Source organism: Streptomyces sp. AC627_RSS907 (assembly GCF_019049165.1).
Window position 1 is genome coordinate 16,681 of record NZ_JAGMUE010000044.1, and the last position, 20,357, is coordinate 37,037.

A 20,357-nucleotide genomic window follows, 5' to 3' on the forward strand; every position below is an offset into this window, starting at 1 on the left:
CGGCCTACGCCCGCGCCCCCTTCCGCGCGCCGTGCGCGTCCCCGTCGGCACCCCGTGCGCGCCTACACCGGCACTCCGGCCTCCGGCGCCGGCTCCCGGTGCGCCAGCTGGGTTCCCGGCGGCTCGTGCGCCGACGAGGACGGCTCCGCCACCGTCGGCTCCGGCGTCGGCGAGGCGGGCGGCTCCTGGGTCGGCGTCGGCTCCGGCTCCACCGTCCGCGAGGGCTCCACGGGCGGCGTCCAGGTGGGCACCGGTTCGCCCGGCTCGCCGCCCACCACCGGAGCGGACCCCGTCGGACGCGCCGCCGGCGGAGCCGGGGAGGACGCGTCCCCGCTCTTCCCCTCGCCGCCCCCGCCCTTGCCCCTGCCGCCGCGCGCGTCGTCGCCCTTGGCCTTCTTCCCCTTCTCCCTGGCACGCCCGTGCCCGCCCTCGACGGCGGCGCCGTACCCGGCGTTCCCGCCCGAGGCCTCCGGGCCGCCGTCGGCACCCTCACCGCCCCGCTCACCGGCGGAGCGCGACGGCCTGGCGCCGCCGCCGGCCCCGTCGTCGCCCACACTCATACAGCCGGAGGCAGCAGCGACGGCCACGACCGCGGCGGCCAGACGGACGGGTACGTACAAGGGGCGCACGGGCGGCCACCTCCGGGTCTCAAGGAGTCGACGTGCCCAACTCCCGTCACCCACAAGAGGACACGCGACCCCGGGCCCCGCTCAGCCGTACCCGAGGGCGTGCAGCCGCGCGTCGTCGATCCCGAAGTGGTGCGCGATCTCGTGCACCACGGTCACCTCGGTCTCCGCCACGACGTCCTCACGCGTCTCACAGAACCGCAGCGTCGGCCCCCGGTAGATAGTGATCCGGTCCGGCAGCACCCCCGCGTACCACTCGCCGCGCTCCGTCAGCGGCGTCCCCTCGTACAACCCGAGCAGCTCGGGATCGTCGGCCGGCGGTTCGTCCTCGACGAACACCGCGACGTTGTCCATCAGCCGCGTCAGCTCCGGCGGGATCCGGTCCAGGGCCTCGGCGACCAGTTCCTCGAACTCCTCGCGCGTCATCTCCAGCACAGGGCCCATTGTCCGGTACGACCGTGGGGTACGACACAGACGCGCCCCACATCCCCACCCCGTTCCCCCGGCCCGGCGGCCGGGGACCGCCGCCCGCATATCCGCCCCGGACTCCGGGCATAGGGGACCAATGGCCCGCGTCCCCGCCGCAGTCCTGCACGTCCTGGCCGAGGTGGTGAACCCCATCCGCAACGCCCCACGCGCCCTCGCCCGCCGCCACCGGGCCCGCCGGGCGCCCGCGGTGACCGAACCCGGCCCCCGGGCGCGTCCCTGGACCCGCGCCGTCGGACTCGTCGCCGTCGTCCTGCTCGGCGCCTGGCTGGGCCTGCTGGTCGTGGGCGACGTCCGGGTCCCGGTCGGCCCCATGAACACGACCATGACCCTGCGCCCCTCCCTCACCGGCGGCACGAAGATCAACGTCTCCCCGCTGGGCGCACTCCAGCTGGACAGCCACGTCGCCCCCGTCCGCCTCGACGTCAATGTCGACCAGCTCGACCCCGACCGCGCCCAGGCCCTCGTCGACCATCCCGAACGCCTCTCCGGGCTCCAGGACGAGGTCGCCCGCGACGTCGAGCACGGCACACTCGACCTCGCCGTCCGCTCCTGCGTCGCCGTCGTCACCGGCGCCACCGCGCTCGGCCTCGCCGTCTACCGCCGCCCCCGGCGCGCCCTGGGCGCCGGGGGTCTCGCCCTCACCCTGCTGATCGCCTCCGGCGGCACCGCGTACGCCACCTGGAACCCCGACTCGGTCCTGGAGCCGAAGTTCTCCGGACTGCTCTCCTCCGCGCCCTCCCTCGTCGGCGACGCGCGCAGCATCGTCACCGAGTTCGACGTCTACCAGCGGGAACTGGCCCGCCTGGTCACCAACGTGACCAAGCTCTACGACGTCACGTCCACGCTCCCCGCCTACCAGCCCGACCCCACCACCATCCGCGTCCTGCACGTGTCGGACATCCACCTCAACCCGGCGAGCTGGAAGATCATCGCCTCGCTGGTGGAGCAGTACAGGGTGAACGTGATCGTCGACTCCGGCGACACCATGGACCACGGCACGGCCGCGGAGAACGGGTTCCTCGACCCGATCGAGGACCTGGGCGCCCCCTACGTCTGGGTCCGGGGCAACCACGACTCCACCGTCACCCAGGACTACCTGGAGGACCTGAAGAACGTGCACGTCCTGGACGACGGCCGGGCCCGGACCGTCGCGGGCCTGCGCTTCGCCGGAATCGGCGACCCGCAGTACACCCCCGACCGGTCCAGGCCCGAGGGCGCCGAGGCCTCCCAGGAACTCGCCGGCGCCCGCCTGGCCTCCGCCCTCCGCGACCAGGCCGCGGCCGGCACCCCCGTGGACGTCGCGATCGCCCACGAGCCGTCGGCGGCGCGCGAGGTGGACGGCGAGGTGCCCCTGGTGCTCGCCGGCCACGTCCACCACGAGGACATGGAGGTCATGAAGTACGGCACCCGCCTGCGCGTCGAAGGCTCCACCGGCGGCAGCGGCCTGCGCGCCGTCGAGGGGAAGAACCCCGACCCGATCCAGGCGTCGATCCTCTACTTCGACCGGGACACCCGGCGCCTCCAGGCCTGGGACGAGATCAAGCTCGGCGGCCTGGGCCTGACGACGGCGGAGGTCAGCCGCCACCTGCCGAAGGAGAACCAACCGGGCGCCACCCCGTCCCCCTCCGACGCGAGCCCCGGCCCTCCGTAAAGCGTTTTGGCGATACCTCCTGCCATCGCCTATGCTTCTCACGTCCCCGACGCGCTGCGAAGCGCCCAGGCGGGCCGATAGCCCTCATCGTCTAGCGGCCTAGGACGCCGCCCTTTCAAGGCGGTAGCACGGGTTCGAATCCCGTTGGGGGCACGCAGTACGGTGTGCGACACTTACTTTCGTTGGTTCGCACACACCCACATGGTCCTGTGGAGCAGTTTGGAGTGCTCGCCACCCTGTCAAGGTGGAGGCCGCGGGTTCAAATCCCGTCAGGACCGCTGAGGTTTCACGTGAAACCTCACGGCTGGGTAGCTCAGTTGGTACGAGCGATCGCCTGAAAAGCGATAGGTCGCCGGTTCGACCCCGGCCCCAGCCACAACAAAGGCCCCGATCTTCGGATCGGGGCCTTGTTGTATGCGTTGTCTGTGTCGGGCGTTGTCTGTGTCGGCTGCATCGTCTGTGTTGGCTGCGTCGGCTCCTTTGTCTGCCCGTTTCCGGCGCCCTTGCCCGCTCGCTGCCGGAGCCGGCCTCCGCACCGCCGCCGCACCGCGGCAAAAGCGTTCGCCAGGAATTTCTCCAGGATGAGATCCTGGAGTCCGTATGTCTACGCACCCCGCCCCCGCCCTCGGCGCCCTCGCTCCCCGGCTGGCCGAGCTGTCACTGCGCGACGCGCACCGGCTCGGCCGCAGGCTCGAGGGTGCGCGGAAGATCCGTAAGCCGGAGGCCCGGGCCGCCGTTCTCGCCGAGATCGAGGCGGAGGTGGCCAAGGCCGAACAGCGCATCGGTGAGCGCCGGGCCCGTGTGCCCGCCGTCACCTATCCCGACCAACTCCCGGTCAGCCAGAAGAAGGACGTGATCGCGGAGGCCATCCGCGATCACCAGGTCGTCATCGTCGCCGGAGAGACCGGGTCGGGAAAGACCACGCAGATCCCGAAGATCTGTGTGGAGCTCGGCCGCGGTGTGCGCGGCATGATCGGGCACACGCAGCCCCGCCGGATCGCCGCCCGTACCGTCGCCGAGCGGGTGGCGGACGAGCTGGACACGCCGCTCGGTGAGGCCGTCGGCTGGAAGGTGCGGTTCACCGACCAGGTGAACCCGGACGCGACCTTCATCAAGCTGATGACGGACGGCATCCTCCTCGCCGAGATCCAGACCGACCGCGAGCTCCGCGCCTACGACACGATCATCATCGACGAGGCGCACGAGCGGTCCCTCAACATCGACTTCCTGCTGGGCTACCTCGCCCAGCTGCTGCCGAAGCGGCCGGACCTGAAGGTCGTCATCACCTCGGCGACGATCGACCCCGAGCGTTTCTCCCGGCACTTCAACGACGCCCCGATCATCGAGGTCAGCGGCCGGACGTATCCGGTGGAGGTGCGCTACCGCCCGCTCCTGGAAGAGGACGGCGACGACGCCGACCGGGACCAGATCACCGCCATCACCGACGCCGTCGAGGAGCTGATGGGCGAGGGGAAGGGTGACATCCTCGTCTTCCTCTCCGGTGAACGGGAGATCCGGGACACCGCGGACGCCCTGGAGAAGAAGAAGTACAGATTCACCGAGATCCTGCCGCTGTACGCCCGCCTGTCCCATGCCGAACAGCACCGGGTGTTCCAGCAGCACACCGGGCGCAGGATCGTGCTCGCCACCAACGTCGCCGAGACCTCGCTGACCGTGCCGGGCATCAAGTACGTCATCGACCCCGGCTTCGCCCGCATCTCGCGGTACAGCCACCGCACCAAGGTCCAGCGGCTGCCCATCGAGCCGATCTCGCAGGCCAGCGCCAACCAGCGCAAGGGCCGCTGCGGGCGGACCAGCGACGGCATCTGCATCCGGCTGTACAGCGAGGACGACTTCAACGCGCGGCCGGAGTTCACGGACGCGGAGATCCTCCGTACCAACCTCGCCTCCGTCATCCTGCAGATGACCGCGGCCGGCCTCGGCGACATCGAGAAGTTCCCGTTCATCGATCCGCCGGACCACCGCAACATCCGTGACGGTGTGCAGCTCCTCCAGGAGCTGGGCGCGCTCGACCCCGCGCAGAAGGACGTGCGCAAGCGGCTCACCGACACCGGTCGCAAGCTCGCCCAGCTGCCCGTCGACCCGCGCCTGGCCCGGATGGTCCTGGAGGCCGATAAGAACGGCTGTGTCCGCGAGGTCATGGTCATCGCGGCGGCGCTCTCCATCCAGGACCCGCGCGAACGTCCGGCGGACAAGCAGGCGCAGGCCGATCAGCAGCACGCCCGTTTCAAGGACGAGACCAGCGACTTCCTGGCGTTCCTCAACCTCTGGCGGTACGTCCGCGAGCAGCAGAAGGAGCGGGGCTCGTCGTCGTTCCGCCGGATGTGCAAGCAGGAGTACCTCAACTTCCTGCGGATCCGCGAGTGGCAGGACATCTACACCCAGCTGCGCACGGTCGCCAAGCAGATGGGCATCCAGCTCAACGACGCCGACCACGCCGCCCCGGACGACCGCGTGCACGTGTCGCTGCTGGCCGGGCTCCTCTCGCACGTCGGCATGAAGGACGTCAAGGACGCCGGAGCGGAGGGCGGGAGGAACACGGCGAAGAACGAGTACCTGGGGGCGCGCGGCGCCAAGTTCGCGATCTTCCCCGGCTCGGCGCTGTTCAAGAAGCCGCCGCGCTTCGTGATGTCCGCGGAGCTGGTGGAGACCTCGCGCCTCTGGGCCCGCGTCAACGCGAAGATCGAGCCGGAGTGGGTGGAGCCGCTCGCCGGGCACCTCCTCAAGCGCACGTACAGCGAGCCGCACTGGGAGAAGGACCAGGCGGCCGTGATGGCGTACGAGAAGGTCACGCTGTACGGCGTGCCGATCGTGGCCCAGCGCAAGGTGAACTACGGGCGGATCGACCCGGAGGTCAGCCGCGAGCTGTTCATCCGCAACGCGCTGGTCGAGGGCGACTGGCGCACGCACCACAAGTTCTTCGCGGACAACCGCCGGCTGCTCACCGAGGTGGAGGAGCTGGAGCACCGGGCCCGGCGCCGGGACATCCTGGTCGACGACGAGACGCTGTTCGACTTCTACGACCAGCGGGTGCCCGAACACGTCGTCTCCGGTGCGCACTTCGACTCGTGGTGGAAGCACAAGCGGCACGAGCAGCCCGACTTCCTCGACTTCGAGCGCGAGATGCTCATCAACGAGAAGGCGGGTGCGGTCACCAAGGACGACTATCCGGACTCCTGGCGTCAGGGGCCGCTGAAGTTCCGGGTGACGTACCAGTTCGAGCCGGGTGCGGACGCGGACGGGGTGACCGTCCACATCCCGCTCCAGGTCCTCAACCAGGTCACGGACGAGGGGTTCGACTGGCAGATCCCCGGGTTGCGGGAACAGGTCGTCACCGAGTTGATCCGGTCGCTGCCCAAGCCGGTCCGCCGCAACTACGTGCCGGCGCCGAACTACGCGCAGGCGTTCCTGGAGCGGGCCGTGCCGCTCCAGGAGCCGCTGACGGTGACCATGGCGCGGGAGCTGAGGCGCATGGTGGGGGTGCCGTTCGACGCGGAGGACTTCGACTGGTCGAAGGTCCCCGACCATCTGAAGATCACTTTCCGGATCGTCGACGAGCGGCGGCGCAAGCTGGCGGAGGACAAGGACCTGGAGGCCCTGAAGCTCCGGCTGAAGCCGAAGGCGCGCAAGGCGCTGTCGCAGGCCGCGGCGGCCACCGCGGAGCGCAGCGGCGGCGAGTCCGTGGAGCGCACGGGGCTGACGGACTGGACGATCGGCACGCTGTCCCGCGTCTTCGAGACGCGCCGGGCCGGTCAGCCGGTGAAGGCCTATCCGGCACTGGTGGACGACGGCGACACGGTGTCCGTGCGTCTCTTCGACACCGAGGCCGAGCAGGCACAGGCGATGTGGAAGGGCACGCGCCGGCTGATCCTGCGCAACATCCCGGTCAATCCCGCGAAGTTCGCGTCCGAGAAGCTGACCAACCAGCAGAAGCTGGGCCTGTCGGCGAATCCGCACGGTTCGATCCAGGCTCTGTTCGACGACTGCGCGACGGCGGCGGCGGACCGGCTGATCGCGGACTTCGGCGGACCGGCGTGGGACGAGGAGTCGTACCGCAAGCTCTACGACAAGGTCCGCGCGGAGATCGTCGACACGACCGTCCGTACGGTGGGTCAGGTGCAGCAGGTGCTGGCCGCCTGGCAGGCCTGTGAGCGGCGCCTGAAGGCCGTGCGGAGTCCCGCTCTGCTGCCGAACCTCCAGGACGTGCGGGCGCAGCTGGACGGGCTGGTGAAGCCCGGTTTCGTGACGGAGGCGGGCATCGGACGGCTGCCGGACCTGATGAGGTATCTGGTCGCCGCCGACCGGCGCCTGCAGCAGATGCCGACCGGGGTCCAGCGGGACACGACCCGCATGGAGAAGGTCCACGAGATGCGGGACGAGTACGCGTGGCTGCTGGAGCAGATGCCGCGGGGGCGGCCGGTGCCGCGGCAGGTCCTGGACGTCCGGTGGATGATCGAGGAGTTGCGGGTCAGCTATTTCGCGCACGCGCTGGGCACGGCCTATCCCGTCTCGGACAAGCGGATCATGAAGGCGATCGACGCGCTCGTGCCGTGACGGGACCCGCACGGAGGGTGAGTTCGACCCGGGGCCCACCCTCCTGTAGAGTCTCTTCTCGCAGCGCAACGCAAGAAAAGCGCCGCGAAACCTGGTCCTGTGGAGCAGTTTGGAGTGCTCGCCACCCTGTCAAGGTGGAGGCCGCGGGTTCAAATCCCGTCAGGACCGCAGTGAGAGGCCCGCACCGATCGGTGCGGGCCTTCTTCATTGCCACCACCCCGCCGAACCCGGGGCCGCGCACGCGGCGCAGCCGCCCCCTCCGAGGCCCTGGGCGGCGTTCCGGCCCAACGACCGTCCGTCGCGCGGCCCCAGAAGGCCTCAGCGCCCGTCTCGCGGTCTTGACGGCGTCACATTCGCTCGGTACTCCAAAGACAGGGCACGTTCCCCGTACGGCCCCTGGAGGCGGCGTATGACGGCACCGGTCAGGCACGAGACGCGGGCCCTGCTCCGTGCGCATCTGTCGGCCGCGTCGTCGTACCGTCACCTGACGCGTCACTGTCCGATCTGCCACCGGCTGTTGCGGCTGGCGCTGGACTCGCCGGCCCCGTCATCCCCGACGGCCCGTCAAGAAGGCGGCGAGGGCGGCGAGGGCCCCACCGCGTGACCCCCCGTCGGCCCCAACACCCTTGCCGCGCCGACCGGATGGAACCTGCGCTTCCTCTAGCGCACGCGCACCGGAGCCAACAAGCTCCGCGTGGTGTGACGGGTGTCACCGCATGAGTTTTTGAAACGGTGGCACTTACACCTCTCCTACAACCAGTCAATTTAATATGTGCAATTGCACTCCCGTCCCGCCCCTCGCGCACGGCGGATCCGACACCCCTCCCCAGACTCCGACAAGGACGCCCATCGGGCGGACGGACGGGCTGTCACCAGGCAGGGCGCGGAAGGCGGCCGGACACAAAAAGATCGCGCTGGACCCGGCGGAGTCCAGCGCGATCGACGACGCACCCTGTCGGTGACCCGACATGTTCGAACGGCTTGGGCGGGGGACCTGTTGGGGCAGTTCCCGCGTCGTGTGGAGCTGTGGTTCCGAGCGTCCGGGCAGGTTGGGGGACCTGCCGTCATGCCCGGTTATTCAGTTGTTCAGGCCTCGCTGCGCTGCTGCGGGATGCCCGCGAGCAGAGCGCGGACCTCGGCCTCGCGGTAGCGGCGATGCCCGCCGAGCGTGCGGATCGACGTGAGCTTGCCGGCCTTCGCCCAGCGCGTGACCGTCTTCGGGTCGACGCGGAACATGGTGGCGACCTCAGCCGGGGTCAGCAGCGGCTCGGCATCAGGGGTGCGAGCGGTCATGAGCGGCCTCCTCGGGAGAACCGAACCTTCTCGGTTCTTTCCTCTAAATTCTGCACCTTGACCCGCGTTGCCCGAAATGGCGGACGCGAGTCGAGTCGGTTATAGGACGAACGGCTTGTCCTCGGCACTACAACTACACCATCTGTCCAGCCGCGTCGGCCAAACCGATGGAATTGCCCTCCCAGGTGTTCATCAGCGACGGAAGCCGATGGACCGTGCCATAGCGGACAGTCACGCCACTGTGACGATCAGTCACAGGACGATCAGAAGTCACCAGACCCCCCAAAGCGTGCAATGCGGAGATTCCGCCCACAGTGCATCACGGCAGGACGGAAGGAGTCCTCCCCGGGCTCCTTGTCCTATTTTGGCATGAGGAGGGGGAAGCGGCGCAAGAGTGATGTACGTGCGGTCCGTCACGCTTGACACAAACGCCCGGATCGGGACCTACGTCCCGTCTTGACAAGGCATCAGCACACCCGGGGCGGATGTCGGATCGGAAGACGAAACCCCAAAACGAGCGGTACGTCAAACGTCAGTTCGCCGACCGTCGGTCCCGTACGGACCGCCACCGCTCCACGAGCCGTCCGTAGGCCGCACCCGCCGAGTCCCCGTCGCCGTGGCGCAGCGCCTCGATGCCCTCGGCCACGTCCGCCGCGGAGTGGTCGTCCTCCAGGTCGCCGGCCGGCAGGGCGTGCACGAGTCCGCCGTAGTCGAGTTCCACCAGCGAGCGCGGGTGGAACTCCTCCAGCCAGCGCCCCACGTCCACCAGGCCGTCGATCAGCGGCCCCTCGTCCATGACCTCCTTCAGGGCCCTGAGGCCCCGGGCCACCCGACGGCGCGCCTGCACCATCGGCGTCCGGTAGCGCAGTACCGGCGCGTCGGCCCCGGCGCCGCCGCCCCCCTTGTCGTACTCGCGCTCCTCGTCGGAGACGAGCACGAACCAGTTGATCGGCACCTGCCAGGTCGACGTGCGGATCCACGGGCGGGCGTCCGGGTTGCGCTCGAGCCAGCGCTCGTAGTCCTTGGCGGCCTGCCGGCGTACGACCGGCGGGAGCAGGGCGTCCAGCACCGGATCCGGGAAGTCCCCGGCCAGCTCCGCCAGGGCCTGCCAGCCGCGCAGCCGGGTCCGCCACGGGCAGACGCAGACCACGCCGTCGGCCTCGGTCACGAAGGCGTCGGCGCTCTCGTGCACCGGTACGGGAACCGGCGGGGTGGGCAGCAGGTCGGCCAGGGAGCGGCGCAGTTCGTCCTGGTAGGACGGCAGATCGGTACGGCGCGCGTAGCGGGCCCAGTACCCGCGCTCCGGCTCCGGGAAGGCGGCCAGGGGCTCGTAGACGCGCAGGTACGCCGCGTAGGGGACGATCACCGAGGACACCTTGGGCACGCCTGCTCCCTCCCCCGCGCACCGCCGCGAAAACCTGCGGAAGTCGGTCACAAACGCGCGGGAACCTCTGCAAATCGTCGCACGCCGGTACTCCGTGCGGAGGTGATCCTGAGCACTTGGCGGCGGGGAAACCGCGGCAGGCCCTAATCTCGTGCCACAGTCCCCGCCACCCGCACGGGGCCCGTCTCACCCGCCGCACCTACACAGGAGTCACCACCGTGACCGACGTAACCGGCGCACCTGCTGATGTACTGCACACCCTGTTCCACTCGGAGCAGGGGGGTCATGAGCAAGTCGTGCTCTGCCAGGACCGTGCAAGCGGTCTCAAGGCCGTCATCGCCCTCCACTCCACCGCTCTGGGCCCCGCGCTCGGCGGTACGCGCTTCTATCCGTACGCGAGCGAGGCGGAGGCGGTCGCCGACGCGCTGAACCTCGCGCGCGGGATGTCGTACAAGAACGCCATGGCCGGCCTCGACCACGGCGGCGGCAAGGCCGTGATCATCGGCGACCCGGAGCAGATCAAGTCCGAGGAACTGCTCCTCGCCTACGGCCGGTTCGTCGCCTCGCTCGGCGGCCGGTACGTCACCGCCTGCGACGTCGGCACGTACGTCGCGGACATGGACGTCGTGGCGCGCGAGTGCCGCTGGACGACCGGACGCTCCCCCGAGAACGGCGGCGCGGGGGACTCCTCCGTGCTCACCGCCTTCGGCGTGTACCAGGGCATGCGCGCCTCGGCCCAGCACCTGTGGGGCGACCCGTCGCTGCGCGACCGCACCGTCGGCGTGGCGGGCGTCGGCAAGGTCGGCCACCACCTGGTCGAGCACCTGCTGGCCGAGGGCGCGCACGTGGTCGTCACCGACGTGCGCAAGGACGTCGTCCGGGGCCTCACGGAGCGGCACCCCTCGGTGGTCGCCGTCGCCGACACCGACGCGCTGATCCGGGTCGAAAACCTGGACATCTACGCTCCGTGCGCGCTCGGCGGCGCGCTGAACGACGACACGGTGCCGGTGCTGACCGCCAGGGTGGTGTGCGGCGCGGCCAACAACCAGCTCGCCCACCCGGGCGTGGAGAAGGACCTCGCCGACCGCGGCATCCTCTACGCGCCCGACTACGTGGTGAACGCCGGCGGTGTCATCCAGGTCGCCGACGAGCTGCACGGCTTCGACTTCGACCGGTGCAAGCGCAAGGCGGCGGGGATCTACGACACGACGCTGGCCATATTCGCACGTGCGAAGGAGGACGGTATTCCGCCGGCCGCGGCGGCCGACCGGATCGCCGAGCAGCGGATGGCGGAGGCGCGCACCCGGCGGTGATGCCGCCCCACCGGGACCGGGTCTTCGAACGTTTGATCGGTACCCGTCGGCGGGCAGTTGGAGAGAACTCTCACTTCTCCCGGCGGGTCGACCGCCAAAAGGTGGTTAAAATCGCCGTTGACCAGCGAGGACGGGGCGCCTCGAAGGTCCTGGGCGCGGCCACGTCCTGCGGGCGACGTACCGTATGGGCGTGGGCTCAGGTACCGTGGAAGCCCTACGGACCGGTCTCTCCACGGAGAGCCCGTTCCGGACCATGAACGCGTGTCAAGACTCTGGGGCCGTCGAGCCCCGTCGTTGAGGGGGTCGAGCCATGGGGCGCGGCCGGGCCAAGGCCAAGCAGACGAAGGTCGCCCGCCAGCTGAAGTACAACAGCGGTGGGACTGATCTCTCCCGCCTGGCCGAGGAGCTGGGCGCATCGCCATCGAATTCGCAACCGCCGAACAGCGAGCGATTCGAGGACGATGAGCAGGACGACGACGTGTACGCACGGTACGCCGACCTCTATGAGGACGACGCCGAAGACGAGGACGGCCAGTCCCCGCAGCAGCGACGCGGCGCTTGACCTTGTACTGAGCACTTTCCCGGTCGGTGACGGAAGTCACCGACCGGGTTCTGTGCTACCCGCGAAGACTCAGGCGGCGTAGTCGCCGACGAGCGCGGCGCCCGTCCCGTGGTCGCCCCGGTCGGTGATCTCTCCGGCCACCCAGGCGTCCACACCACGGTCGGCCAGGGTCGCCAGCGTCACGTCCGTGGACTCCTCGGGCACGATGGCGATCATGCCCACGCCCATGTTGAGGGTCTTCTCCAGCTCCAGGCGCTCGACCTTGCCGGTCTTCCCGACGAGGTCGAAGATCGCGCCGGGGGTCCAGGTGGAGCGCTCCACGACGGCGTGCAGGCCGTCGGGGATCACGCGGGCCAGGTTGGCCGCGAGTCCGCCTCCGGTGACGTGGCTGAAGGCGTGGACCTCGGCGGTGCGCGTGAGGGCCAGGCAGTCCAGGGAGTAGATCCTGGTCGGCTCCAGCAGCTCCTCGCCGAGGGCGCGGCCGAGGCCGTCCAGGTGGGCGTCGAGCGACAGGCCGGCCTCGTTCAGCAGGACGTGGCGGACGAGCGAGTACCCGTTCGAGTGAAGCCCGGAGGACGCCATGGCGACGACCGCGTCACCCTTGCGGATGCGGTCCGGGCCCAGCAGACGGTCGGCCTCCACGACGCCCGTACCGGCGCCGGCGACGTCGAAGTCGTCCTCGCCGAGCAGGCCCGGGTGCTCGGCCGTCTCGCCGCCCACCAGGGCGCAGCCGGCCAGCACACAGCCCTCGGCGATGCCCTTGACGATGGCGGCGACGCGCTCGGGGTGGACCTTGCCGACGCAGATGTAGTCGGTCATGAAGAGCGGCTCGGCGCCGCACACCACGATGTCGTCCATGACCATGGCGACCAGGTCGTGGCCGATCGTGTCGTAGACGCCCAGCTGACGGGCGATGTCGACCTTGGTGCCGACGCCGTCCGTGGCGGAGGCGAGCAGGGGACGCTCGTAGTTCTTGAGGGCGGAGGCGTCGAAGAGGCCGGCGAAACCGCCGAGGCCGCCGAGGACCTCGGGGCGCTGGGTCTTCTTGACCCACTCCTTCATGAGCTCGACGGCGCGGTCGCCCGCTTCGATGTCGACACCTGCTGTCTTGTAGGACGCCGCTGCGTAGCTGGCACCAGTCGTGTCAGACATGACGATGAGAACCTCTGACTCTTGTGTCGTACGGCAGGTATTGCGGACGGACGGCTACGGGCGACGGATGGCGTCGGCGGCGGCCGTGGCGGCGGGCCCGGCGGCCAGCTCGGTCTCCAGGAGCTGCTTGCCGAGCAGCTCGGGATCGGGGAGCTCCATCGGGTACTCGCCGTCGAAGCAGGCGCGGCACAGGTTCGGCTTGGCGATCGTCGTCGCCTCGATCATGCCGTCGATGGAGATGTAGGCCAGGGAGTCGGCGCCCAGCGAGGTGCCGATCTCGTCGATGCTCATGCCGTTGGCGATGAGTTCGGCGCGGGTGGCGAAGTCGATGCCGAAGAAGCAGGGCCACTTCACGGGCGGGGACGAGATCCGGATGTGGACCTCGGCCGCGCCGGCCTCGCGGAGCATGCGGACCAGGGCCCGCTGGGTGTTGCCGCGGACGATGGAGTCGTCGACGACGACCAGCCGCTTGCCCTTGATGACTTCCTTCAGGGGGTTCAGCTTCAGGCGGATGCCGAGCTGGCGGATGGTCTGCGAGGGCTGGATGAAGGTGCGTCCGACGTAGGCGTTCTTCACCAAGCCGGCGCCGAAGGGAATGCCGGACGCCTCGGCGTAGCCGATGGCGGCGGGGGTGCCGGACTCCGGGGTCGCTATGACCAGGTCCGCCTCCGCGGGGGCCTCCGCGGCCAGCTTGCGGCCCATCTCGACGCGCGAGAGGTAGACGTTGCGGCCGGCGATGTCGGTGTCCGGGCGGGCCAGGTACACGTACTCGAAGACGCAGCCCTTGGGCTTCGCTTCTGCGAATCGCGACGTGCGCAGACCGTTCTCGTCGATGGCGACGAACTCGCCCGGCTCGATCTCGCGGACGTACGCGGCGCCGCAGATGTCGAGCGCGGCGGACTCGGAGGCGACCACCCAGCCGCGCTCCAGCCGGCCGAGGACCAGCGGGCGGATGCCCTGCGGGTCGCGGGCGGCGTACAGGGTGTGCTCGTCCATGAAGACGAGGGAGAAGGCGCCGCGCACCTGGGGCAGCACCTTGCCGGCCGCCGCCTCGATGGTCAGCGGCTTGCCGTCGTCGTCCACCTGGCCCGCGAGGAGCGCGGTGACCAGGTCGGTGTCGTTGGTCGCCGCGACGCGCGTGGAGCGTCCGTCCTGCTTGGGCAGGTCGGCGACCATCTCGGCGAGCTGGGCGGTGTTGACGAGGTTGCCGTTGTGCCCGAGCGCGATGGAGCCCTGCGCGGTGGCACGGAACGTCGGCTGGGCATTCTCCCACACGGAGGCGCCGGTGGTCGAGTAGCGGGCGTGTCCGACCGCGATGTGACCCTGGAGCGAACCGAGCGAGGTCTCGTCGAAGACCTGGGACACCAGGCCCATGTCCTTGAAGACGAGGATCTGGGAGCCGTTGCTGACCGCGATTCCCGCGGATTCCTGGCCCCGATGCTGGAGGGCGTAGAGCCCGAAGTACGTGAGCTTTGCGACCTCTTCGCCCGGAGCCCAGACGCCGAAGACGCCACAAGCGTCCTGGGGGCCCTTCTCGCCGGGAAGTAGATCGTGATTGAGTCGACCGTCACCACGTGGCACGTTCCCGAGTGTAGGCGAGGTCGACCACTGGTCCGAATTGGGGATACGGGCTCACGGACGGGTCACTGACCGGCGACGGCTCGGACGGTGGTGCCGTCGTCGCTGGTCAGCGTGAGGGTCTCCTGATCGATGCGGTAGTCGACGCGGCCGTCGAAAAGCCGCAGTACGCGCTTCTCGGCGTCCATGAGTGAGCCTTCGCACATCATTCGGGTGGTGGTCGGGGCGCCGAGGGTGATATGTCCGTCGCGGACCGTGGCCGTGGCGTTGACGTGGTTGCAGGGGAGGCGGCCCGAGACGGTTCCCGCGTCCCGGTCGAAGGTGAGGTGGGTGCGGCCCTTGTGTCCGGGGGCCGTGACGGTCCACTCCGTGCCGTACAGGGACGCCTGCCGCGGCCTCGTCAGCCGGACGGTGTCGCCTTCGGAGGTGGTGAGCGTCAGCCGCTCGCCCTGCGCGTCGGTGGTCAGCGGGCCGGCGGTGAGGGTGCGGCCGAGGGACTTCTCGAAGGCGGGGGGCGTCCTGTCGCAGGCCTTCTCGGTGAACACGGCGTCGCTCAGCCGGACGCGTTCGCCGTCGACGTCGGCGCGGGCGCTGAAGGTGTTGCAGCCGGTGCTGCCCACCGCGTCGCCCCGGTCGGTGATGTGGACCCGTGCCGCGTCCGGCGCCCGGTGGGTGGTGCCGTCCACGGTGACGCTGTCGATGTGCCACTGGACGCCGGTGACGGGCCGCTCCCCCGTCCCCACGGAGCCGCTGCCGCCGTCGGCCTTCTCGCCGCCGCAGGCCGCGGCGAGCGGGACGAGCGCGGCGACGGCCGCCGCGGTCAGGGTCATGCTGCGCTGCTGCTTGCTCCTGTACATGCCCATTCGACGGAGGCGGGGAGGGTCCGGTTCCCCTCAGCCCAGCAGCGGCAGCAGCTCCCCCAGGTCGGCCCGCTCCCCGCTCGCGCTCACCTTCGCGTCGTCCAGGGCGTCCTTCCAGGCCAGTCGTCCGGTCGCCAGCCGGATCCAGGTCAGCGGGTCGGTCTCGACGACGTTGGGCGGCGTGCCACGGGTGTGCCGGGGGCCCTCGACGCACTGCACGACGGCGTACGGCGGCACCCGCACCTCCGTCGACCCGCCGGGCGCCTTCACCGCGAGCGCGTCGGCCAGCAGCCGGGTCGCGGACGCCAGCGCCTGCCGGTCGTGCGGGATGTCCAGGCCGGGCACGGCGGCGTTGAGGTCGTCGGTGTGGACGACCAGCTCGACGGTGCGGGTCACGAGGTAGTCGTCCAGCGGCAGGGCGCCCGCGTTGGTCTCCAGGAGCCGGCTGCCGGGGTGCTCGGCGAGCAGCGCGCGCAGGCTCTCCTCGACGTCGGCGAGGTAGGCGTCGAGGTCGGGGTGGTCCGCGGCGAGCTTCCGGGTGAAGTCGGCGATCGCGGCGGAGTTCCCCGCGGTGGCGAAGGGCCACTCGGTGACCTGCACGTCCTGCCGGGGCGGCGCGGGCCGGTCCACGGCGCGGTGCAGGGCGGTCAGGGCCATCCCGACGTGCGCGACCAGCTCCCGCACCGTCCAGTCGCCGAGCCGCGTGGGCAGGGCGAGCTGCTGCGCGGTAAGGGTGCGGACGGCTGTCCGTACGCTGCCGAACTGGGCCAGCACGGCGGTGCGGGTACGTGCGGGGTCGTAGGCGCGGGCGCGTTTCCTGGCGGGCGGCATGGCGGCGAGCCTAGCCCGCGGGGCCGGTGGGGCGCTCGGGGTACTACCGGGGGTCCAGGGCGGCCGGCGGGACTGCGGCCGCCCGGGCAGTCACTCGTACGTGTGTCTGGCGGCGGAAACCGGCCCCCGAAGCGCCGGGGCACGGAAACACTGGTCCGCGCCTGGAAGGAGGTGCAACATGACGGTTATGGCCGAGCACACGTCTCAGATGTCGGTGGACGAGTTCGAAACGATCGCCTCCGCCGCTCCCGAGACCGTCACGTTGGAGTTCATCGACGGACGGATCGAGGTCAAGAAAGTGACGGACGGGGACCACGACACCATCGTGTCCTGGCTGGCCAAGCGCTGTATGCAGGCCCGGCCCGACCTGGACCTGTATTACGGGCGAGGCCTCCGGGTCGACGCGTACCGGCAGAGCAGGGCGCGGCCGGACGCCGTGCTCGCGCCGGAGGCCCACTTCGCGGGGCACGGCGAATGGGCCGACCCGGGCGGCGCGCTCATGGTCGTCGAGGTCACCTCGTACGACTCGGACACGGACCGACGGGACCGGTACGAGAAACCGGCCGCGTACGGGCAGGCGGGGATTCCCCTGTATCTCCTGATCGACCGGGACTCCTGCACGATCACGGTGCACAGTTCCCCCGACCGGCGGATCGGCGGCTACCGCGACGTCCACGTCGCCAAGTTCGGCGAGACGGTGGCGCTCCCCGATCCCGTGGGCATCGAGCTCGACACGGAGATCCTCAAGAACTACGTGCGCTGAGCGGACGAGGTCCCGTCCGGTGCGGGGCGGGACCTCGTCCTCTCGGGCCGACTACGCCAGCAGCGCCGGGATCGTGCCCTCGTGGACCTCGCGCAGCTCGGTCAGGGGGAGGGTGAACTCGCCCTGGACCTCCACCGCGTCGCCGTCCACGACACCGATGCGGGTGGCGGGCAGGCCGCGGGCGCCGCACATGTCGTTGAAGCGGACCTCCTCCGAGCGCGGGACGGCGACGACCGCGCGGCCCGCCGACTCCGAGAAGAGGAAGGTGAAGGCGTCGAGCCCGTCCGGTACGACCAGACGCGCGCCCTTGCCGCCGAGCAGTGCCGACTCGACGACCGCCTGGACCAGGCCGCCGTCGGACAGGTCGTGCGCGGAGTCGATCATGCCGTCGCGGGAGGCGGAGATCAGGATCTCGCCCAGCAGCCGCTCGCGCTCCAGGTCGACCTTCGGGGGCAGGCCGCCGAGGTGGTCGTGGATCACCTGGGACCAGGCCGAGCCGCCGAACTCCTCACGCGTGTCGCCGAGGAGGTAGAGCAGCTGCCCCTCCTCCTGGAAGGCGACCGGCGTGCGGCGGGCCACGTCGTCGATGACGCCGAGGACCGCGACCACCGGGGTCGGGTGGATGGCGGCCTCGCCGGTCTGGTTGTAGAGCGAGACGTTGCCGCCGGTCACCGGGGTGCCCAGCTGCTGGCAGCCGTCGGCCAGACCGCGCACGGCCTCCGCGAACTGCCACATGACCGCAGGGTCCTCCGGCGAGCCGAAGTTCAGGCAGTCGGAGACCGCGAGCGGCTTCGCGCCGGTCGTGGCCACGTTGCGGTACGCCTCCGCGAGGGCGAGCTGCGCACCCGTGTACGGGTCGAGCTTGGCATAGCGGCCGTTGCCGTCCGTGGCGATCGCGACGCCGAGGCCGGTCTCCTCGTCGACGCGGATCATGCCCGAGTCCTCGGGCTGGGCGAGGACGGTGTTGCCCTGTACGAAGTGGTCGTACTGCTGGGTGATCCACTTCTTGGACGCCTGGTTCGGGGAGCCGACCAGCTTCAGGACCTGGTCCCTCAGCTCCTCGCCCGACTGCGGGCGCGGCAGCTTGTTCGCGTCGTCGGCCTGGAGGGCGTCCTGCCACTCGGGGCGGGCGTAGGGGCGCTCGTAGACCGGGCCCTCGTGGGCGACCGTGCGCGGGTCGACGTCGACGATCTTGCCGCCGTGCCAGTAGATCTCCAGGCGGTCGCCGTCGGTCACCTCACCGATGACGGTGGCGATGACGTCCCACTTCTCGCAGATCTCCAGGAAGCGGTCGACCTTGCCCGGCTCGACGACCGCGCACATGCGCTCCTGCGACTCGCTCATGAGGATCTCCTCGGGCGAGAGCGTGGAGTCGCGCAGCGGTACGTCGTCCAGGGTGACCCGCATGCCGCCGGAGCCGTTCGAGGCCAGTTCGCTGGTCGCGCAGGACAGGCCCGCCGCTCCCAGGTCCTGGATGCCGACGACCAGCTTCTCCTTGAACGCCTCCAGGGTGCACTCGATGAGGAGCTTCTCCTGGAAGGGGTCGCCGACCTGGACGGCGGGGCGCTTGGACGGCTTGGCGTCGTCGAAGGTCTCCGAGGCCAGGATGGAGGCGCCGCCGATGCCGTCGCCGCCGGTGCGGGCGCCGTAGAGGATGACCTTGTTGCCCGCGCCGGACGCCTTGGCGAGGTGGATGTCCTCGTGCCGCATGACGCCGATGGCACCGGCGTTGACCAGCGGGTTGCCCTGGTAGCAGGCGTCGAAGACGACCTCGCCGCCGATGTTGGGCAGGCCCAGGCAGTTGCCGTAGCCGCCGATGCCGGCGACGACGCCGGGCAGGACACGCTTGGTGTCGGGGTGGTCGGCCGCGCCGAAGCGCAGCGGGTCGACGACCGCGACCGGGCGGGCGCCCATCGCGATGATGTCGCGGACGATGCCGCCGACGCCCGTGGCCGCGCCCTGGTAGGGCTCCACGTACGACGGGTGGTTGTGCGACTCGACCTTGAAGGTGACCGCGTAGCCCTGGCCGACGTCGACCACACCGGCGTTCTCGCCGATGCCGACGAGCATCGCGTCGTTGGCGGGGGCCTTCTCGCCGAACTGGCGGAGGTGGACCTTGGAGGACTTGTACGAGCAGTGCTCGGACCACATGACCGAGTACATGGCGAGCTCGGCGCCGGTCGGGCGGCGTCCGAGGATCTCCACCACCCGCTCGTACTCGTCCTTCTTCAGGCCCAGTTCGGCCCAGGGCAGCTCGACGTCGGGGGTCGCGGCCGCGTGCTCGACCGTGTCCAGAGGCGTCCGGCTCATGCGTTGACCAGCTTCTTGAGGATCGAGGTGAAGAACGGGAGGCCGTCGGTGCGGCCGGTGCCGATCAGCGGCTCGACGGCGTGCTCGGGGTGCGGCATGAGGCCGACGACGTTCCCGGCGGCGTTGGTGATGCCGGCGATGTCGTTGAGCGAGCCGTTGGGGTTGCCGTATCCGTGAGCGGCTTCGCCGTCGGTCACGTACCGGAAGGCGACGCGGCCCTCGGCCTCCAGCTCGTCCAGCGTCCGCCGGTCGGCGACGTAGCGCCCGTCCATGTTCTTCAGGGGGATGCTGATTTCCTGGCCGGCGGTGTAGTCGCTGGTCCAGAGGGTGTCCGCGTTCTCCACCCGCAGCTTCTGGTCGCGGCAGATGAAGTGCAGGTGGTCGTTGCCGAGCATCCCGCCGGGCAGCAGGTGGGCCTCCGTGAGGATCTGGAAGCCGTTGCAGATGCCGAGCACCGGGAGGCCGGCCCTGGCCTGGTCGATGACGGTGTCCATCACCGGCGAGAAGCGCGCGATGGCGCCGGCGCGCAGATAGTCGCCGTAACTGAAACCGCCGCACAGCACCACGGCGTCGACCTGCTTGAGGTCCTTGTCCTTGTGCCAGAGGGCGACGGGTTCGGCACCGGCGACGCGGATCGCGCGCTGCGTGTCCCGGTCGTCGAGACTGCCGGGGAAAGTGACGACGCCGATACGAGCGGTCACTTCGCGGCCCCCGCGACTACGTCGTCGGACTCGACCTTGACGGTGAAGTCCTCGATCACGGTGTTGGCGAGGAAGGATTCCGCGAGATCGTGGATGCGGGCGAGGGCGGCGTCGTCGACCGGTCCGTCCACTTCCAGTTCGAATCGCTTTCCCTGACGTACGTCCGAGATCCCTTCGAAACCCAGTCGCGGCAGTGCGCGCTGCACCGCCTGGCCCTGGGGGTCGAGGATCTCCGGCTTGAGCATGACGTCGACTACGACGCGTGCCAC

17 protein-coding genes and 4 tRNA genes are annotated in these 20,357 nt (G+C 70.3%); 10 read left to right on the top strand and 11 right to left on the bottom strand.

What is annotated here, in order from left to right; all coding sequences use genetic code 11:
• Positions 1-62: 62 nt before the first annotated feature.
• Complete coding sequence (locus tag KUM32_RS12035) at positions 63-629, bottom strand: hypothetical protein (protein WP_217141844.1); 567 nt, start codon at positions 627-629, stop codon at positions 63-65.
• An 81-nt stretch (positions 630-710) separates the two neighbouring features.
• Positions 711-1,061, bottom strand: coding sequence for a metallopeptidase family protein (locus tag KUM32_RS12040; RefSeq protein WP_043383624.1), 351 nt, complete (start codon positions 1,059-1,061; stop codon positions 711-713).
• 130 nt (positions 1,062-1,191) lie between these two features.
• Between KUM32_RS12040 and KUM32_RS12045 the strand changes: the two genes are divergently transcribed.
• The 7 genes from KUM32_RS12045 (at position 1,192) to KUM32_RS43415 (ending at position 7,945) form a co-directional block, all read left to right on the top strand.
• A complete protein-coding gene (locus KUM32_RS12045) occupies positions 1,192-2,766 on the top strand; it encodes a metallophosphoesterase (RefSeq protein WP_217141845.1) in 1,575 nt (524 codons plus the stop codon).
• An 80-nt stretch (positions 2,767-2,846) separates the two neighbouring features.
• Positions 2,847-2,919, top strand: a tRNA-Glu gene (locus tag KUM32_RS12050).
• Positions 2,920-2,969: 50 nt separating this feature from the next.
• Positions 2,970-3,044 (top strand) — tRNA-Asp (locus KUM32_RS12055).
• Between the two features lie 24 nt (positions 3,045-3,068).
• A tRNA-Phe gene (locus KUM32_RS12060) sits at positions 3,069-3,142 on the top strand.
• Between the two features lie 224 nt (positions 3,143-3,366).
• Positions 3,367-7,341 carry an ATP-dependent RNA helicase HrpA gene (gene hrpA / locus KUM32_RS12065; protein WP_217141846.1) on the top strand — a complete coding sequence of 1,325 codons (3,975 nt, stop codon included), beginning with the start codon at positions 3,367-3,369 and terminating at the stop codon, positions 7,339-7,341.
• 93 nt (positions 7,342-7,434) lie between these two features.
• Positions 7,435-7,509: transfer RNA gene (locus KUM32_RS12070), tRNA-Asp, on the top strand.
• 241 nt (positions 7,510-7,750) lie between these two features.
• The gene (locus KUM32_RS43415; protein WP_254405424.1) at positions 7,751-7,945 is read left to right on the top strand and encodes a DUF6274 family protein; all 195 of its coding nucleotides are present in this window, start codon (positions 7,751-7,753) and stop codon (positions 7,943-7,945) included.
• A 482-nt stretch (positions 7,946-8,427) separates the two neighbouring features.
• Here the strand turns inward: KUM32_RS43415 and bldC are convergent, their stop codons facing one another.
• The gene (bldC, locus tag KUM32_RS12075; RefSeq protein WP_003949541.1) at positions 8,428-8,634 is read right to left on the bottom strand and encodes a developmental transcriptional regulator BldC; all 207 of its coding nucleotides are present in this window, start codon (positions 8,632-8,634) and stop codon (positions 8,428-8,430) included.
• Between the two features lie 532 nt (positions 8,635-9,166).
• Positions 9,167-10,018 carry a hypothetical protein gene (locus KUM32_RS12080; protein WP_217141847.1) on the bottom strand — a complete coding sequence of 284 codons (852 nt, stop codon included), beginning with the start codon at positions 10,016-10,018 and terminating at the stop codon, positions 9,167-9,169.
• A gap of 218 nt (positions 10,019-10,236) precedes the next feature.
• Between KUM32_RS12080 and KUM32_RS12085 the strand changes: the two genes are divergently transcribed.
• Complete coding sequence (locus KUM32_RS12085) at positions 10,237-11,331, top strand: Glu/Leu/Phe/Val dehydrogenase dimerization domain-containing protein (protein ID WP_217141848.1); 1,095 nt, start codon at positions 10,237-10,239, stop codon at positions 11,329-11,331.
• Between the two features lie 310 nt (positions 11,332-11,641).
• The gene (locus KUM32_RS12090) at positions 11,642-11,893 is read left to right on the top strand and encodes a DUF3073 domain-containing protein (RefSeq protein ID WP_217141849.1); all 252 of its coding nucleotides are present in this window, start codon (positions 11,642-11,644) and stop codon (positions 11,891-11,893) included.
• Positions 11,894-11,962: 69 nt separating this feature from the next.
• Here the strand turns inward: KUM32_RS12090 and purM are convergent, their stop codons facing one another.
• The 4 genes from purM to KUM32_RS12110 all read right to left on the bottom strand — a co-directional run bounded on the left by purM (position 11,963) and on the right by KUM32_RS12110 (position 16,314).
• Positions 11,963-13,045: a phosphoribosylformylglycinamidine cyclo-ligase gene (gene purM / locus KUM32_RS12095; protein ID WP_217141850.1), complete on the bottom strand. Its 1,083-nt coding sequence runs from the start codon at positions 13,043-13,045 to the stop codon at positions 11,963-11,965.
• Between the two features lie 54 nt (positions 13,046-13,099).
• On the bottom strand, positions 13,100-14,626 hold the full coding sequence (gene purF, locus KUM32_RS12100; RefSeq protein ID WP_217141851.1) for an amidophosphoribosyltransferase: 1,527 nt from the start codon (positions 14,624-14,626) through the stop codon (positions 13,100-13,102).
• Between the two features lie 62 nt (positions 14,627-14,688).
• Positions 14,689-15,480, bottom strand: coding sequence for an META domain-containing protein (locus KUM32_RS12105; protein WP_217141852.1), 792 nt, complete (start codon positions 15,478-15,480; stop codon positions 14,689-14,691).
• Between the two features lie 36 nt (positions 15,481-15,516).
• Positions 15,517-16,314 carry a maleylpyruvate isomerase family mycothiol-dependent enzyme gene (locus tag KUM32_RS12110; protein ID WP_217141853.1) on the bottom strand — a complete coding sequence of 266 codons (798 nt, stop codon included), beginning with the start codon at positions 16,312-16,314 and terminating at the stop codon, positions 15,517-15,519.
• Between the two features lie 178 nt (positions 16,315-16,492).
• Here KUM32_RS12110 and KUM32_RS12115 point away from each other — a divergent pair, with 178 nt between their 5' ends.
• Positions 16,493-17,077 carry a Uma2 family endonuclease gene (locus KUM32_RS12115; RefSeq protein WP_217141854.1) on the top strand — a complete coding sequence of 195 codons (585 nt, stop codon included), beginning with the start codon at positions 16,493-16,495 and terminating at the stop codon, positions 17,075-17,077.
• A gap of 51 nt (positions 17,078-17,128) precedes the next feature.
• Here the strand turns inward: KUM32_RS12115 and purL are convergent, their stop codons facing one another.
• The 3 genes from purL to purS are packed head-to-tail and all read right to left on the bottom strand — an operon-like array spanning position 17,129 to position 20,357.
• Positions 17,129-19,387, bottom strand: coding sequence for a phosphoribosylformylglycinamidine synthase subunit PurL (gene purL / locus KUM32_RS12120; RefSeq protein ID WP_217141855.1), 2,259 nt, complete (start codon positions 19,385-19,387; stop codon positions 17,129-17,131).
• A complete protein-coding gene (purQ, locus tag KUM32_RS12125; protein ID WP_217141856.1) occupies positions 19,384-20,088 on the bottom strand; it encodes a phosphoribosylformylglycinamidine synthase subunit PurQ in 705 nt (234 codons plus the stop codon). Before purQ ends, purL begins: the two co-directional genes overlap by 4 nt.
• On the bottom strand, positions 20,085-20,357 hold the full coding sequence (purS, locus tag KUM32_RS12130) for a phosphoribosylformylglycinamidine synthase subunit PurS (protein ID WP_063482444.1): 273 nt from the start codon (positions 20,355-20,357) through the stop codon (positions 20,085-20,087). The genes purQ and purS overlap by 4 nt, the downstream gene beginning before the upstream one ends.

Excerpts from the sequence above, each read along its gene's own strand:
- KUM32_RS12045 (WP_217141845.1), top strand. The coding sequence starts at position 1,192 with ATGGCCCGCGTCCCCGCCGCAGTCCTGCACGTCCTGGCCGAGGTGGTG.
- hrpA (WP_217141846.1), top strand. The coding sequence starts at position 3,367 with ATGTCTACGCACCCCGCCCCCGCCCTCGGCGCCCTCGCTCCCCGGCTG.
- KUM32_RS43415 (WP_254405424.1), top strand. The coding sequence starts at position 7,751 with ATGACGGCACCGGTCAGGCACGAGACGCGGGCCCTGCTCCGTGCGCAT.
- bldC (WP_003949541.1), bottom strand. The coding sequence starts at position 8,634 with ATGACCGCTCGCACCCCTGATGCCGAGCCGCTGCTGACCCCGGCTGAG.
- KUM32_RS12090 (WP_217141849.1), top strand. The coding sequence starts at position 11,642 with ATGGGGCGCGGCCGGGCCAAGGCCAAGCAGACGAAGGTCGCCCGCCAG.
- purM (WP_217141850.1), bottom strand. The coding sequence starts at position 13,045 with ATGTCTGACACGACTGGTGCCAGCTACGCAGCGGCGTCCTACAAGACA.
- KUM32_RS12105 (WP_217141852.1), bottom strand. The coding sequence starts at position 15,480 with ATGTACAGGAGCAAGCAGCAGCGCAGCATGACCCTGACCGCGGCGGCC.
- KUM32_RS12110 (WP_217141853.1), bottom strand. The coding sequence starts at position 16,314 with ATGCCGCCCGCCAGGAAACGCGCCCGCGCCTACGACCCCGCACGTACC.
- KUM32_RS12115 (WP_217141854.1), top strand. The coding sequence starts at position 16,493 with ATGACGGTTATGGCCGAGCACACGTCTCAGATGTCGGTGGACGAGTTC.
- purL (WP_217141855.1), bottom strand. The coding sequence starts at position 19,387 with ATGAGCCGGACGCCTCTGGACACGGTCGAGCACGCGGCCGCGACCCCC.